Genomic DNA, 13064 nt, shown 5'->3' with positions numbered 1-13064 from the left:
CGTCTTCACCCCTCATGATCCCAGAGCCGGGAGCAGAACGGGCCGGAGGATCTGCCGCTCCGCGCACTAGGTTGTGGGCGTGGAGTCGACCACGGCACGGAGCTCGCGCAGCACGGTCATGATGACGGCCGTGATCACCGGCGTGGTCTGCCTTCTGGCCCTCGCCATCGCCTACGAGGTCGTCTACCCGCAGAGCGACGCGGCCGACCGGCCGGTCGGGTACGCCGCGCTGGTCGTCCTGGCCGTCGGCCTGGTGCTGGCTGTGCCGCGGGCGTCTCGCTCGTGGGGAGTCGGGGTGCTGACCGGCCTGGGGGTGACCTTCGTCTTCGTGGCGGCCGCCTGGTTCGTTTACGCCCTGGCGCTCGTGACGGGCGGAGCGGCCCCGTGACCCCGACCTGGCTCACGGCGTTCCTCGACCTCACCCCCGAGGACCACACGGCCGCGGTGCAGCACTGGCGCGGCGTGACCGGGCACGGCCTGTCGAAGCCGCGCGGCGATCACGGCGAGTTCGCGTCGTACCTCCCGCCCGGTGCGGACGTGCACCTGAAGGTGCAGCGCCTGGAGGCGGGCCCGTCGGGGGTCCACCTCGACCTGCACGTCCCGGCGGTGGCGCCGGCGGTCGAGGACGCGGTCGGGCTGGGGGCGCGGCTCGTGGCCGACCACGGGTACGCCGTGCTGTCGTCGCCCGGGGGCTTCGGGTTCTGCTTCGTGACCGAGCGGGCGGCGGTCCGCGCCGCGCCGGCGTCCTGGCCCGGGGGCCCCACCGGACGGGGCCATCGCTCGTCGGTCGACCAGGTCTGCCTCGACGTGCCACCGGACCTCTGGGAGGCCGAGCTGGAGTTCTGGCGGCGGCTGACCGGCTGGTCGGCGCGGATCGGCGGACGCGAGTTCGTCCACCTGCTCCGCCCGCCCGCGATGGCGGTGCGGATCCTGCTCCAGCGCCTCGACGATCCCCAGCCGGCCGTCACCGGGCACGTCGACCTGGCGTGCACCGACCGGGCCGCCGAGACCGCCCGGCACGTCGCGCTCGGGGCGGAGGTGCTCGCAGTGCACGACGAGTGGACGGTGCTGCGGCCGCCCGCCGGCCCGGAATACTGCTTGACCGACCGGGACCCGGGCACGAGAGTCACCGGATGACCCAGTCCGGCGACGAGCGCGCCACCCTCCTCCACTTCCTCGACCACCACCGCGACGTCCTCCGCCAGAAGTGCAGCGGCCTCACCGCCGAGCAGCTCGACACGCCGCACCCGCCGTCCCCGCTGACCCTCGGCGGGATGGTCAAGCACCTCGCCTACGTCGAGAACTGGTGGAGCGTCGGCGTCTTCCTGGGCCAGGAGCCCGGCGAGCCGTGGGCGAGCGTCGACTGGCGGGCCGACGGCGACTGGGACTGGCACAGCGCGAAGGACGACACCCCCGACCAGCTCTGGGCGCTCTACGACGCGGAGCGCGCCGCAGCCGACCGCGTGTACGCCGCCGCGCGCCTCGACGACCTCGCGGTCACCCCGAACCACCACGCCCAGACCCGGGCCAACCTGCGCTGGATCCTGGTGCACCTGATCGAGGAGTACGCGCGGCACAACGGGCACGCCGACCTGATCCGGGAGTCGATCGACGGCCAGGTCGGGTGAGGATCCGCGCGGCTGCGGCCGACGACTGGCCGGCGATCTGGCCGTTCTTCCGGGCGACGGTCCAGGCGGGGGAGTCCTACGCCTTCCCGCTCGACCTGACCGTCGAGACGGGACGTGGCTGGTGGCTGGAGCAGCCACCCGGCGCGACGGTGGTCGCGGAGGAGGGCGGCGTCGTCCTCGGCAGCGCCAAGATGGGCCCGAACCGCCCCGGCCGCGGCGACCACGTCGGCACCGCGTCGTTCATGGTCGCCCCGGAGGCCCGCGGACGCGGGGTGGGTCGGGCGCTCGGCGAGCACGTGATCGCCTGGCACCGCGAGCAGGGCTACCGCGCGATCCAGTTCAACGCCGTCGTCGAGACCAACACCGCCGCCGTCCGGCTCTGGACCGACCTCGGGTTCGCGATCGTCGGCACCGTCCCCGAGGCGTTCCGCTCAGCCGCGCACGGGTACGTCGGCCTGCACGTCATGCACCTGCGGCTGTGATCAGCCCGCCAGCCACAGGTGCGCGGAGACCAGCTCGGCCACCAGCACCTCGCTGAGCAGCCGGACGTCGTCGTCGGTGTCGCCCGGGTAGCGCAGCGTGTACGACGATCCCTCCAGCTCGCCGCCGACCGACACGACGGTGGTCGAGCGCGGCAGCGTCCACTCCAGGATGCCGTCGTCCCACGCGGAGCCGGCGTACGAGAGCAGCCGGTAGTCGGTGTTCTTGGTGAGGTAGACGTCCACGTGCGCCCAGTCGCCCGCCTCGCAGGCGACCGCTGCCCGGCGGGGGCCCTCGCGCAGCATCAGCGCGGACTGCTGCGCCGAGGACAGCCGTCGGGCCGGGGCGACGACGTGCGCGCCGGCCGGGCCGTCGAGCAGGCCGGTGACGGTCGGACCCCAGTCGCCCCAGGTCGACAGCAGGTACGACGACGCCTCCGCGGCGGCGCTCACGGTGTCCGCGACGGCGTCCACCGGCTCGCCGAGCAGGTGCGCCTCCAGGGCGAGCAGCAGCGCGAGGGTGTGCTGGAAGGAGCGGCAGGCGACCCCGCCCGGCTCCGGTCCGGCCTCGAGGTCGACGGTCCAGGAGGCCCGCTGGGTGATCGTCGACCCGGGGGTGTTGGTCAGCGCGACGACGGTCGCGTCGGGGTGCACCCGCCCGAGGGCGTCGAGGGTCTCCTTCGAGCCGCCGGTCGCCGAGATCGCGACCACGAGGGTGCCGGCGCCCCACGCGGGGAGCAGGTCGCTGCTGGCCAGCTCGGCCACCGCCACCAGGCCGCGGGCCCGCATCCGGGCGGCGGCGACGCCCGCGGCGTACGTCGAGGAGCCCATGCCGACCAGCACGACCCGCTCGGGCAGGAAGCCCAGCCCGGCCCAGGGGTCGGCGGCGCGCAGCCCCTCGGCGAGGTGCTGCAGGGCCTCGGGCTTGCGTTGCAGGTCGGCCAGGAACTCGGCGGGCTTCACGGCTTCTCCTCCGGGAGGGGCAGCAGCGCGGGGAGCGCCGCCTCGGGGACGTAGAACCACCGCGGCAGATGCGCGGCGGCATAGCTGAACTCGCGGCACACCTGGCGCAGCCGGAAGGCGCGCACGAGCGCGGGCTGGACCAGCCGCGGGTGCCCGGCGGTCGCGACGGTCACGGCGTACGACGTCAGGAACGCGTCCTCGGCCGCCTCCGCGGCGGCGGTGACCGTGGCGAGGTCGTGGTGCGGCTCGTGGCGGCGCAGCACCAGGGCCGCGTGCTTGATCGACTGCGCGAGCCCGGCGACGTCGAGGGCCGGCGGCTGGGGGAGCAGCCGCTCGGCCGTGGGGACCACCGGGTTGCCGTCGAAGTCGGTGACGACGTACGTCGCGTCCGCGCCGGTGCCCCGGCGCAGCACCTGGCCGACGTGCAGGTCGCCGTGCACGCGGATCAGCGGCGTCCCGAGCGCGTGGGCGGGGGCCCGGGTCTCGGCCCGGAGCGCGACGGCGCGCCGGGCCAGCAGGTCGTGGGTGTCGCCGGTGGTGGCGGCGAGGGCCTGCTCGAGGTCGCGATCGGCGCCGGCCTCCCAGGCGGCGAGGTCGTCCGCGGTGGCGGCGGAGACCCCGTCCTCGGCCAGGGCCGCGTGCATCCGGCCGACCAGGTCGCCGAGCCGGCGACCGGTCTCGCGGACGCCGTCGTACGACTCGTCGAGGACGGCGGAGCGCAGGTCGCCGACCGTCCAGGTCCAGCCGTCGACGGCGCCGGAGAGCAGGCTGTCGACGGTGGCCAGAAGCCGGGGCGCCGCGTCCCCGGGAGCGGACCACTCGAGCAGCCCCCAGGGCGTCGGCATGCCGTCGAAGCGGTGCCGCTGGAGGGCGTCGAGGACGCTCGGCGCGGGATGTGGTCCGGGCTCGGCGGCGCGGAGCCACTTGACCACGGCCTTCTCGCCGACGACGACCGACTCGTTGGTCTGGTCGACGCCGAAGGAGCGCTCGCCGGCGACGGTCTCGTGATGCCAGGTGGTGACCCGGAACGGTCCGAGCGCGCGGCTGCCGCCGCCGAGCAGGGCGACCAGCGCGGTGGCCGCGCCCTCCCCGCTGGTGGCGCGCCGGTCCCCGTCGACCAGCCACGGCACCGGTCGGGGCAGGCCGTCGCCGTCGTCGACGACGAGCAGCACCAGACCCGGCGCGAGCGTCAGCCGGTCGAGGACGATCACGCGCGCGTCAGGCCCGTGACGCGACGTGGTCGAGGCCGACCCGCTCGATGACGTCGGCGCCGACCTTCAGGCCGTCGCGGGCTCGGATCCGCTCGCCGAGCGCGGCGACCGAGGCCCGCAGGTCGGTGTCGGCGAGGATCTTCTCGACGGCACCGGTCAGCTCCTCGTCGGTGAAGGCGTACGTCGCCAGCCGGATGCCGAGGCCGAGCTCGTCGACCCGCTGCGCGTTGTCGTACTGGTCCCAGAAGAGCGGCAGCACGATCATCGGCTTGCCGAAGTGCAGCGCCTCGGTCGTCGTGTTGTTGCCGCCGTGGGTGATCACCAGGTCGACCTGCGGGATGACCTTGGTCTGCGGCAGGGTCTGCTCGCCGACCATGTTGTCGGCCAGCGCGATCCGGTCGGCCTGGGGGCCCTTGCTGACGATGAACCGGTGCGGGGTCGTCCCGAGCACGTCGACCAGCCGCTGCATCAGCGCGACGTCGGCGCCGCCCAGCGAGCCGAGCGACAGGTAGATCAGCGCGCTGCCCTCGGGGCGGTCGGCGACGGCCGCGGGGACGTCGTACTCCTCGTCGGTGAGACGGACGCTGGAGTCCATCCGGGTCCACGAGCCGTCGAGCGGCCGGTCGGCGAGGTAGTCGGCCTCCTCCGGGAAGACGTAGAGGTTGGCTGCGTTGTCGCGCGGCATGAACTCCAGGTCGGGCAGGGGTGCCCCACCCTGCTCGACGACCCAGGCGTTGAACGACTCCCACGTCTCCCGGTGGGTGCGCTCGAGCTCCTCGCGGAACGGCGTCCAGGAGGCCGGATCGGCCTGGGCCAGGCCGGACAGGCCGGGGGCGACGCCGGGGCCGGGCACCTCGAGCGGGTTGCAGGAGACGATCCGGACGAACGGCGCGCCGCTGGTGGTCAGGGCCGGGAAGATCACCACGTTGTCCTCGACCACGACGTCCGGCCGCACCTCCGCGAGGATCGCCTTCAGGGCCGGCTCGGCGTACCTCGCCCCGTCGATGAGCGCCTGGTACGTCGGCTGCACGAAGGTCTCGAGCTGCTCGGCGGTGCTCTTGCGGAACTCGGGCGCGGTCTCGGCGATGAAGTCGGTCCAGAACTGACCCGCGTCCTCCTCGCCGGCGTCGGGGTCGGGGGCAGCGAGGTCGACCAGCCGCTCCTCGAAGCCCAGCGGGGCGAGCCTGCCGGCCCAGGACGACTCGCTGGCGAAGACCACCCGGTGCCCGCGCTTGAGGAGCAGGTCGCCCAGCCCGATGCACTGGTTGGTCGGCCCGTAGGCGGACTCGGGGAGGAAGAGCACGGTCAGCTGCGTCATGCGAGGGCTCCTGCGTCGAGGGTGGACGGGTCGGGCTGGTCGAGCGCGTGGCCGGTGGCCAGCCGGGCGTAGTCGAGGATCAGGCGGGTCGCCACGACCTGGTCGATGGTCGGGTGGTGGGCCACCATCCGGTAGCCGTAGGCGTCCTCGAGGGCGACGATGTTGCGGGCCACGGTCAGCGAGGGCTGGGCCAGGGTGAAGACGCCCGAGGCGGCGCCGTCCTCCAGGATCACCTGGTACATCGCCACCTGGCGGTCGTAGAGCGAGGTCAGCATCGCGGCGTAGCGCGGGTAGCGACCGGCCGCGCCCCCGAGCTCGCAGAAGAGCCGGACCTCCTCGTCGTCGGAGTCGAGCGGCAGGCCGGAGGCGATGGTGACGACCAGCTTGCGGTCCGGGGTCATCGGCCCGCTGACCGCCCGCAGCCGCTCGTCGTAGAAGCGCTCCATGCCGGCCCGGTTGGCCTCGACGAGCAGCGTCTGGACGTCGGGGAAGTGGTAGAGGATCGCCCCGGAGGTCAGGCCGGCGACGTCCGCGACGTCCTTGAGGCGTACGTCGGCCCCGTGCTCCGCGACCGCGCGCCGGGCGGCGGCGAGCAGGTTCTCGCGGCGCTGCTTGCGGCCGACGGCCATGGGCGTTCCTCACGTCATCTCGGGGGTCGATCGGGCGTGGGCGGCACTCTGCCAGCCAAGGCAAAGAAATTGAACCCCCCTTCAGTGAATGGTCCAGATCGGCATGAAACGTCTGTGTTTCAGCCATTGCATTTCCTGAATGCGCGTGCAAGGTTTCCGGCCTAAGGCGACCCGTGAGGGGTCCGATCACATCGGAGAGAGCCATGTCCACCATCAACCGCCGGCCGCGTCGCATCGCGACGGCCGCCGTTCTCGGGACCGCCCTGACCCTCGTCCTCGCCGCCTGCGGCGGGGACGACGGCTCGTCGGCCGAGCCCGCAGCGCTCGACCCCGACGCCGACCTGAGCAAGCAGACGATCGTGGTCTCCAACTGGGAGGCCTACATGCCCGAGGACATCGCCGAGCGGGTCAAGGAGAAGACCGGCGCGACGGTGAAGATCACCTCGCACGCCACCAACGAGGACATGGTCGCCAAGGTGACCGGCTCCGGTGGCGAGGGCCTCGACGTGGTCTTCGGGTCGCAGCCCTACCTGGAGGCGCTCTCCAAGGCCGGCCTGATCGAGCCGCTCGACACCGACCTCCTCGACAACTGGGGCAACCTGGAGTCGGCGGCCACCGACACGGCCGAGGTCGACGGCGCGACCTACTGGGCGCCGTACACCTGGGGCACGACCGGCATCTGCTACCGCGCCGACCTCGTCGACGAGGCGCCGACCAGCTGGCGCGACCTGCTCGAGCCCACGGACGCCAACAAGGGCAAGGTCACGATGATGGGCACCGAGCGCTGGGCCATGCTGCCCGCGCTCAAGGCGCTCGGCTACTCGGTCAACACCACCGACGAGGACGAGCTGGCCGAGGCCAAGGAGCTGATGGTCGCGGCCAAGCCCAACCTGCTGGCCTACGACGACTCGACGTTCTACGAGCGGCTGATCAGCGGCGAGGCCACCATGACCGAGGCCTGGGACGGCTGGTGCAACTACGGCACCGGCGAGGACGAGAACATCAAGTTCGTCGTCCCCGAGGAGGGCTCGGACCTGTGGACCGACGGCATCGCGGTGCTGAAGTCCTCGAAGAACAAGGAGGCGGCGTACGCCTTCATCGACACCATCCTCGACGCCGAGACGCACGCCTGGGTGGAGGAGAACATCCTCTACAACATCCCGAACGAGGCCGCGCTGGAGCTGGTGCCCGCCGAGCTGAAGGAGCAGTACGAGACCCTCGGCACCCGCCGCGAGGAGATGCTGTCGGGCGAGAACATGACCGACGTCGGTGACGACGCGGCCGCGCTCTACAACCAGATCATCACCGAGGTCACGGCGTCCTGATGACCTCCACCAAGCAGCACGGCGGGCTGGCTCGACCCAGCCTGGGGGCCCGGCTGCGCCGCGGCGTCGAGCCCGCCGTGCTGCTGGGCCCCGGCCTGCTGTTCTACGCCGCCCTCGTGGCGGCGCCGGTCCTGCTCGTGACCGGCTACATGTTCGCGCGCCGCGGCCGCTTCGGCGGCGTCGAGTGGGAGCTGAGCCTCGACAACTTCAGCCGGGTCACCGACTCGGTCTACCTGGAGGTGTTCCGCGAGTCGCTCGGCCTGGCCTTCGTGGCCACCCTGCTCGCACTGCTCATCGGCTACCCGACGGCGTACGCGATCGCCAAGCTGCCGCCGCGGTGGCGCACGGTCGCGCTGGTGCTGGTCGTGGTGCCGTTCTGGACCAACTTCCTGATCCGGGTCTACGCCTGGATCGTGCTGCTCAACAGCCAGGGCCTGCTCAACGACCTGCTGGTCGGGATCGGCGTCACCGACGACCGGTTCACGCTGCTCTACACGCCGGGTGCGGTCGTCGTCGGGCTCGTCTACTCCTACCTGCCGCTGATGATCCTGCCGCTCTACGCCGCCATCGAGAAGGTGGACGAGGACCTGCTGGAGGCCTCCGCCGACCTCGGTGCCGGCCGGGTCCGCACCTTCCTCGGTGTGCAGCTGCCGCTGACCATGCCCGGCGTGGTCACCGGCTCGATCCTGGTCTTCGTCCCGAGCCTCGGGAACTTCGTGGTCCCCGAGCTCCTCGGCGGCGGCAAGACGGTGATGGTCGGCAACCTGATCCGCGACCAGTTCCTCAAGGCGCAGGACTGGCCGTTCGGCTCGGTGCTGGCGATGATCGTGGTCGTCCTGCTGGTGCTGCTCTTCCTCGGCCAGGCCTGGGTCACCCGTCGCGTGGAAGGCCCGGCCCGTGGCTAGGGCCGGGGCCCGCCAGGGGCTCGGCTGGCTGTGGCTGCCGCTCGTCCTGTGCGGTGCGTTCCTCTACGTGCCGATCCTGGTGCTGGTCGCGATGTCGTTCAACGGCGGCGGCTCGGCGTACTCCTGGGGCGGCTTCAGCTTCCGCTGGTACGGCGAGCTGGCGCGCGACAGCGACCTGATCTCGGCCGTGGTGACCTCCCTGGGCATCGCCGCCGGCGCCACGGTCATCGCCACCGTCCTCGGCACCCTGCTCGCGGTCGGGCTGGCCCGGCACACCCGGTCGAAGATGCTGGAGGCGGCCGCGATGGCGCCCGCGATCCTGCCCGACCTGGTGCTGGCCATCGGTCTGCTCGCGTTCTTCTACGCCGCCGGGATCCCCAAGAGCGCGCTCACCGTGCTGCTGGCCCACGCCGCGTTCGGCACCGCCTTCGTCGTCGCGGTCGTGCGGTCCCGGCTGGCCGGCTCCGACGCCGCGCTGGAGGAGGCCTCGCGCGACCTGGGCGCCGGTGCCTTCTCGACGTTCGTGCTGGTCACCCTGCCCTCGATCGCCCCGGCGGTGATCGCCGGTGCGCTGCTGGTCTTCACGCTCTCGCTCGACGAGTTCGTGATCGCCTACTTCACCGCCGGCCCGACCACCCAGACCCTGCCGATCACCGTCTACGCGATGGTGCGCACCGGCGTCACCCCCGAGATCAACGCCCTCGCGACCGTGCTGGTCGTGATCAGCGTCCTCGTCGTGGTCGTCGCGGCCCGCGCGATCCGCCCGAAGGAGAAGTCATGAACGCTCCGCTGCTCGAAGTCCAGCAGGTCAGCCGGTCCTTCGGCGACGTCCGCGCCCTCGACGGCGTCTCGCTGACCATCGCCGAGAACGAGTTCTTCGCGCTGCTCGGCCCGTCCGGCTGCGGCAAGACCACGCTGCTGCGCTCGATCGCCGGATTCGAGCACCCCGATGGCGGAGCCGTCCTGCTCGGCGGCTCGGACCTGCTCGCGCTGCCGCCGAACAAGCGCCCGGTCAACCTGATGTTCCAGTCCTACGCGCTCTTCCCGCACCTCTCGGTGGCCGCCAACATCGGCTACGGCCTGAAGCGCGAGAAGCTGCCGAAGGCCGAGATCGCCCAGCGCGTCGACGAGGTCCTGGAGACGGTCGGCCTGACCGCGATGGCCAAGCGGCGCCCGGCGCAGCTGTCCGGCGGCCAGCGCCAGCGGGTCGCCCTGGCCCGGGCCATCGTCAAGCGGCCCCGGCTGCTGCTGCTCGACGAGCCGCTGTCCGCCCTGGACCGCAAGGTCCGCGCCGAGATGCAGCTGGAGCTCAAGCGGCTCCAGCACGAGGTCGGCATCACCTTCGTCGTGGTCACCCACGACCAGGAGGAGGCGATGTCGATGGCCGACCGGATCGCCGTCCTCGCCGGGGGCCGGGTCCAGCAGGTCGCCACCCCGCTGGAGCTCTACCGGAACCCGGCGAACCTGTTCGTCGCCGACTTCATCGGCACCAGCAACCTGCTGCCCGGCCCGTCCGCCGGCCAGCACCTGGTGGTCCGCCCGGAGGACGTCCGGCTGGTCGCGCCCGGCGCGGGCCGGCTCGACGGGACCGTCGCGGACACCCAGTTCCAGGGCGGTACGTCGACCGTCGCGGTCGACGTACCCGGTCAGGCCAAGCCGTTCCTGGTGACCGAGCACGGCGCCACCGAGGCGGTCCGCGGGACGCCCGTCGGGCTGGCCTGGCAGCACGAGGTCGCCGTCGGCGAGGGCCTCGCATGACCGACCTGCTCGCGAGCGCCCGCCCGCTGCCCGTGTGGTGGGAGGGCCGGGACACCGGCGCGGTCAGCGAGCCGCTGTCCGGGGAGCGCACGGCCGACCTGGTCGTGGTCGGCGCCGGCCTCACCGGCCTGTGGGCGGCGATCCACGCGCTGGAGGAGGATCCGGACCGGGACGTCGTCGTCCTGGAGGCCTCGCACGTCGCGTCCGGCGCGTCCGGCCGCAACGGCGGCTTCCTGTCCGAGTCGCTGACCCACGGGCTCGCCCACGGGATCGCCACCTGGCCGGCCGAGCTGCCCGAGCTGCTCCGGCTGGGCCGGGCCAACGTCGCCGAGATCGACGACTTCGTCGACCGCGAGAAGATCGACGCCGACCTGCGGCTGTGCGGCAAGACCGCCATCGCCACCCGGCCGCACGAGGTCGAGGCGCTGCGGGCCGCGCACGAGCTCAACCTGCAGCACGGCGAGAGGTCCACCTACCTGAGCGCCGAGGAGGTGCGGGCCGACGTCCACTCGCCGTCGTACCTCGCGGGGGTCCGGACCGCCGGCGGTGGCCTGGTCGACCCGTGGGGGCTGACCACCGGGCTCCGCGACGTCGCGCTGAGGCGCGGAGCCACGCTGCACGAGGAGTCGCCGGTCCGCTCGCTGGAGCGCGACGGCGACCGGGTCGCCGTACGCACCGAGCACGGCGTCGTCCGGGCCCGGCAGGTGGTGCTGGCGACCAACGCGTTCCCGCCGCTGCTGCGCCGGATCCGCGCCTACGTGCTGCCGGTCTGGGACCACGTCCTGGCCACCGAGCCGCTGACCACCGGCCAGCTCGACGCGATCGGCTGGGCCGACGGGCAGGGGCTGACCGACGCGGGCAACCAGTTCCACTACTACCGGCGCACGGCCGACGACCGGATCCTGTGGGGCGGCTACGACGCCGTCTACTACTACGGCAACGGCACCCAGGCCGGCCGCGAGCAGCGGGAGAGGTCGCACCAGCTGCTGGCCGAGCAGTTCTACGCCACCTTCCCGCAGCTCCGCGACGTCCGGATGACGCACCGCTGGGCCGGGATCATCGACACCACGTCGCGGTTCACGCCCGTCTTCGGCACGGCGTACGCCGGCCGCGTGGCGTACGCCGTCGGCTACACCGGCCTCGGCGTGGCGTCGTCGCGCTTCGGCGCCCGGGTCGCGCTGGACCTGCTGGCCGGCCGCGAGACCGAGCGGACCGCGGTCAGCCTGGTGCAGCGGCGTCCCGTCCCCTTCCCGCCCGAGCCCGTGCGCTGGGCCGCCGTCCAGACCACCCGCGCCGCGCTGGCCCGCGAGGACCGCACCGGCCGCCGCGGCGCGCTGCTGCGGACCATGGACCGCTTCGGCGTCGGCTTCAACAGCTAAGGACCCCTCATGCTCAACGGACTGCACGTCGACGGATCCAGCCGCCCCGGCGGCGGGACTCCCGCCACCCTGGTCGACCCGGCGACGGGCGACGTGATCGGCGAGGTCGCCCAGAGCTCGGTCGACGACGTTCGCGAGGCCGTCGACGCGGCGGCCGCCGCGTTCCCCGCCTGGGCGGCCCGGACGGCGGGGGAGCGGGCCCGGGTGCTGCTCCGGCTGGCCGACCTCCTGGAGGCCGACGCCGAGCTGCTGACCGACCTCGAGGTGGCCGAGACCGGGAAGCCGGTGCCGGTCTTCCGCGACGGCGAGCTGCCGTTCGCCGCCGACAACCTGCGCTTCTTCGCCGGCTCCGCGCGCTCGCTCGAGGGCACCGGCGCCGGCGTGCTGAGCGAGGGCTTCACCTCGATGCTCGTACGCCGCCCGCTCGGCGTCGTCGCCGGCATCGCGCCGTGGAACTTCCCGCTGGTGATGGCCATCTGGAAGATCGGCCCGGCGCTGGCCGCCGGCAACACGATGGTCCTCAAACCGGCCCCGCAGACCCCGCGCAGCACCGTCCGGCTGGCCGAGCTGGCCGCCGAGGCCGGACTGCCGGCGGGCGTGCTCAACGTCGTCACCGGCGGGGCCGACGTCGGGCAGGCGCTGGTCGCCGACCCGCGGGTCGCGATGGTCTCGGTGACCGGGTCGCCCGGGGCCGGCCGGGCGGTCATGGAGACCGCCGCCTCGGCCACCAAGCGCGTCCACCTCGAGCTGGGCGGCAAGGCGCCGGCCCTGGTCTTCGCCGACGCCGACCTGGAGGGCGCCGCGGGCGCGCTGACCATGGCGTCGACGTACAACACCGGGCAGGACTGCACCGCCGCCACCCGGGTGTACGTCGAGGCCTCGGTCGCGGAGGAGTTCGCGGACCTGCTCCGCGAGCGGATGGCCGCGGTGACCTGGGGCGACCCGCGGGACCCGGCGACCGACATCGGTCCGCTGGTCTCGGTCGAGCACCGCGACCGGGTGCACGGCTTCGTGACCCGGGCGGTCGCGGCCGGCGCCGAGCTGGTCACGGGCGGCGTGGTCCCCGACGGGCCCGGCGGCTACTACCCGCCGACCCTGATCCGGGGTGCCGCCCAGGACGCCGAGATCGTCCAGCAGGAGGTCTTCGGGCCCGTGCTGGTCCTCGGCACCTTCACCTCCGAGGACGACGCGGTCGCCCAGGCCAACGACAGCGCCTACGGGCTGGCCTCCTCGGTGTGGACCGTCGACGTCGGGAAGGCGCTGCGCGTCGCGCACCGGATCGAGGCCGGGGTCACCTGGGTCAACGACCACCTGCCGATCGCCTCCGAGGCGCCGCACGGCGGGGTGAAGGGCAGCGGCTTCGGCAAGGACATGAGCCACGAGGCGGTCCTGGAGTACACCGTCACCCAGCACGTGATGATCAAGCACGCGGCCCGCGAGGCGCACGACTCCTTCCGCCCGGCCTGACC

At 73.2% G+C, this 13064-nt stretch carries 14 protein-coding genes; 10 read left to right on the top strand and 4 right to left on the bottom strand.

What is annotated here, in order from left to right; translation table 11 throughout:
- The first annotated feature begins 79 nt into the window (after positions 1–79).
- From BLT76_RS16175 to BLT76_RS16160, 4 genes are read left to right on the top strand one after another with little or no spacing between them, the layout of a single operon-like run.
- Positions 80–388 (top strand): hypothetical protein, encoded by a 309-nt coding sequence (locus tag BLT76_RS16175; protein ID WP_139175579.1) that lies wholly within the window; start codon positions 80–82, stop codon positions 386–388.
- Positions 385–1137, top strand: a complete 753-nt coding sequence (locus BLT76_RS16170) for a VOC family protein (protein ID WP_090858287.1) — start codon at positions 385–387, stop codon at positions 1135–1137. The genes BLT76_RS16175 and BLT76_RS16170 overlap by 4 nt, the downstream gene beginning before the upstream one ends.
- Complete coding sequence (locus tag BLT76_RS16165) at positions 1134–1628, top strand: DinB family protein (RefSeq protein WP_090858284.1); 495 nt, start codon at positions 1134–1136, stop codon at positions 1626–1628. Before BLT76_RS16170 ends, BLT76_RS16165 begins: the two co-directional genes overlap by 4 nt.
- A complete protein-coding gene (locus tag BLT76_RS16160) occupies positions 1625–2110 on the top strand; it encodes a GNAT family N-acetyltransferase (protein WP_090858281.1) in 486 nt (161 codons plus the stop codon). The genes BLT76_RS16165 and BLT76_RS16160 overlap by 4 nt, the downstream gene beginning before the upstream one ends.
- Here BLT76_RS16160 and BLT76_RS16155 read toward each other — a convergent pair whose 3' ends face one another.
- From BLT76_RS16155 to BLT76_RS16140, 4 genes are read right to left on the bottom strand one after another with little or no spacing between them, the layout of a single operon-like run.
- Positions 2111–3070: an SIS domain-containing protein gene (locus BLT76_RS16155; protein ID WP_090858278.1), complete on the bottom strand. Its 960-nt coding sequence runs from the start codon at positions 3068–3070 to the stop codon at positions 2111–2113.
- Complete coding sequence (locus tag BLT76_RS16150; RefSeq protein WP_090858275.1) at positions 3067–4281, bottom strand: phosphotransferase; 1215 nt, start codon at positions 4279–4281, stop codon at positions 3067–3069. The genes BLT76_RS16155 and BLT76_RS16150 overlap by 4 nt, the downstream gene beginning before the upstream one ends.
- A 7-nt stretch (positions 4282–4288) precedes the next feature.
- Positions 4289–5599, bottom strand: a complete 1311-nt coding sequence (locus BLT76_RS16145; RefSeq protein WP_090858272.1) for a glycosyltransferase — start codon at positions 5597–5599, stop codon at positions 4289–4291.
- The gene (locus BLT76_RS16140) at positions 5596–6228 is read right to left on the bottom strand and encodes a TetR/AcrR family transcriptional regulator (protein WP_090858267.1); all 633 of its coding nucleotides are present in this window, start codon (positions 6226–6228) and stop codon (positions 5596–5598) included. Before BLT76_RS16140 ends, BLT76_RS16145 begins: the two co-directional genes overlap by 4 nt.
- 203 nt (positions 6229–6431) lie before the next feature.
- Here BLT76_RS16140 and BLT76_RS16135 point away from each other — a divergent pair, with 203 nt between their 5' ends.
- The 6 genes from BLT76_RS16135 to BLT76_RS16110 are packed head-to-tail and all read left to right on the top strand — an operon-like array spanning position 6432 to position 13062.
- On the top strand, positions 6432–7553 hold the full coding sequence (locus BLT76_RS16135; protein WP_090858263.1) for a polyamine ABC transporter substrate-binding protein: 1122 nt from the start codon (positions 6432–6434) through the stop codon (positions 7551–7553).
- Positions 7553–8458, top strand: coding sequence for an ABC transporter permease (locus BLT76_RS16130; RefSeq protein WP_090858260.1), 906 nt, complete (start codon positions 7553–7555; stop codon positions 8456–8458). Before BLT76_RS16135 ends, BLT76_RS16130 begins: the two co-directional genes overlap by 1 nt.
- Positions 8451–9239, top strand: a complete 789-nt coding sequence (locus tag BLT76_RS16125) for an ABC transporter permease (RefSeq protein WP_211753009.1) — start codon at positions 8451–8453, stop codon at positions 9237–9239. Before BLT76_RS16130 ends, BLT76_RS16125 begins: the two co-directional genes overlap by 8 nt.
- The gene (locus BLT76_RS16120; protein WP_090858257.1) at positions 9236–10216 is read left to right on the top strand and encodes an ABC transporter ATP-binding protein; all 981 of its coding nucleotides are present in this window, start codon (positions 9236–9238) and stop codon (positions 10214–10216) included. Before BLT76_RS16125 ends, BLT76_RS16120 begins: the two co-directional genes overlap by 4 nt.
- Positions 10213–11595, top strand: coding sequence for an NAD(P)/FAD-dependent oxidoreductase (locus BLT76_RS16115; protein ID WP_090858254.1), 1383 nt, complete (start codon positions 10213–10215; stop codon positions 11593–11595). The genes BLT76_RS16120 and BLT76_RS16115 overlap by 4 nt, the downstream gene beginning before the upstream one ends.
- A gap of 9 nt (positions 11596–11604) precedes the next feature.
- On the top strand, positions 11605–13062 hold the full coding sequence (locus BLT76_RS16110) for an aminobutyraldehyde dehydrogenase (protein WP_090858251.1): 1458 nt from the start codon (positions 11605–11607) through the stop codon (positions 13060–13062).
- Positions 13063–13064: the final 2 nt, after the last annotated feature.

This window comes from Nocardioides lianchengensis (assembly GCF_900101465.1).
Taxonomy (GTDB): Bacteria; Actinomycetota; Actinomycetes; order Propionibacteriales; family Nocardioidaceae; genus Nocardioides; species Nocardioides lianchengensis.
The sequence above is the reverse complement of the archived record's forward strand: the minus strand, read 5'-3'. Positions and strand labels throughout refer to the sequence as shown.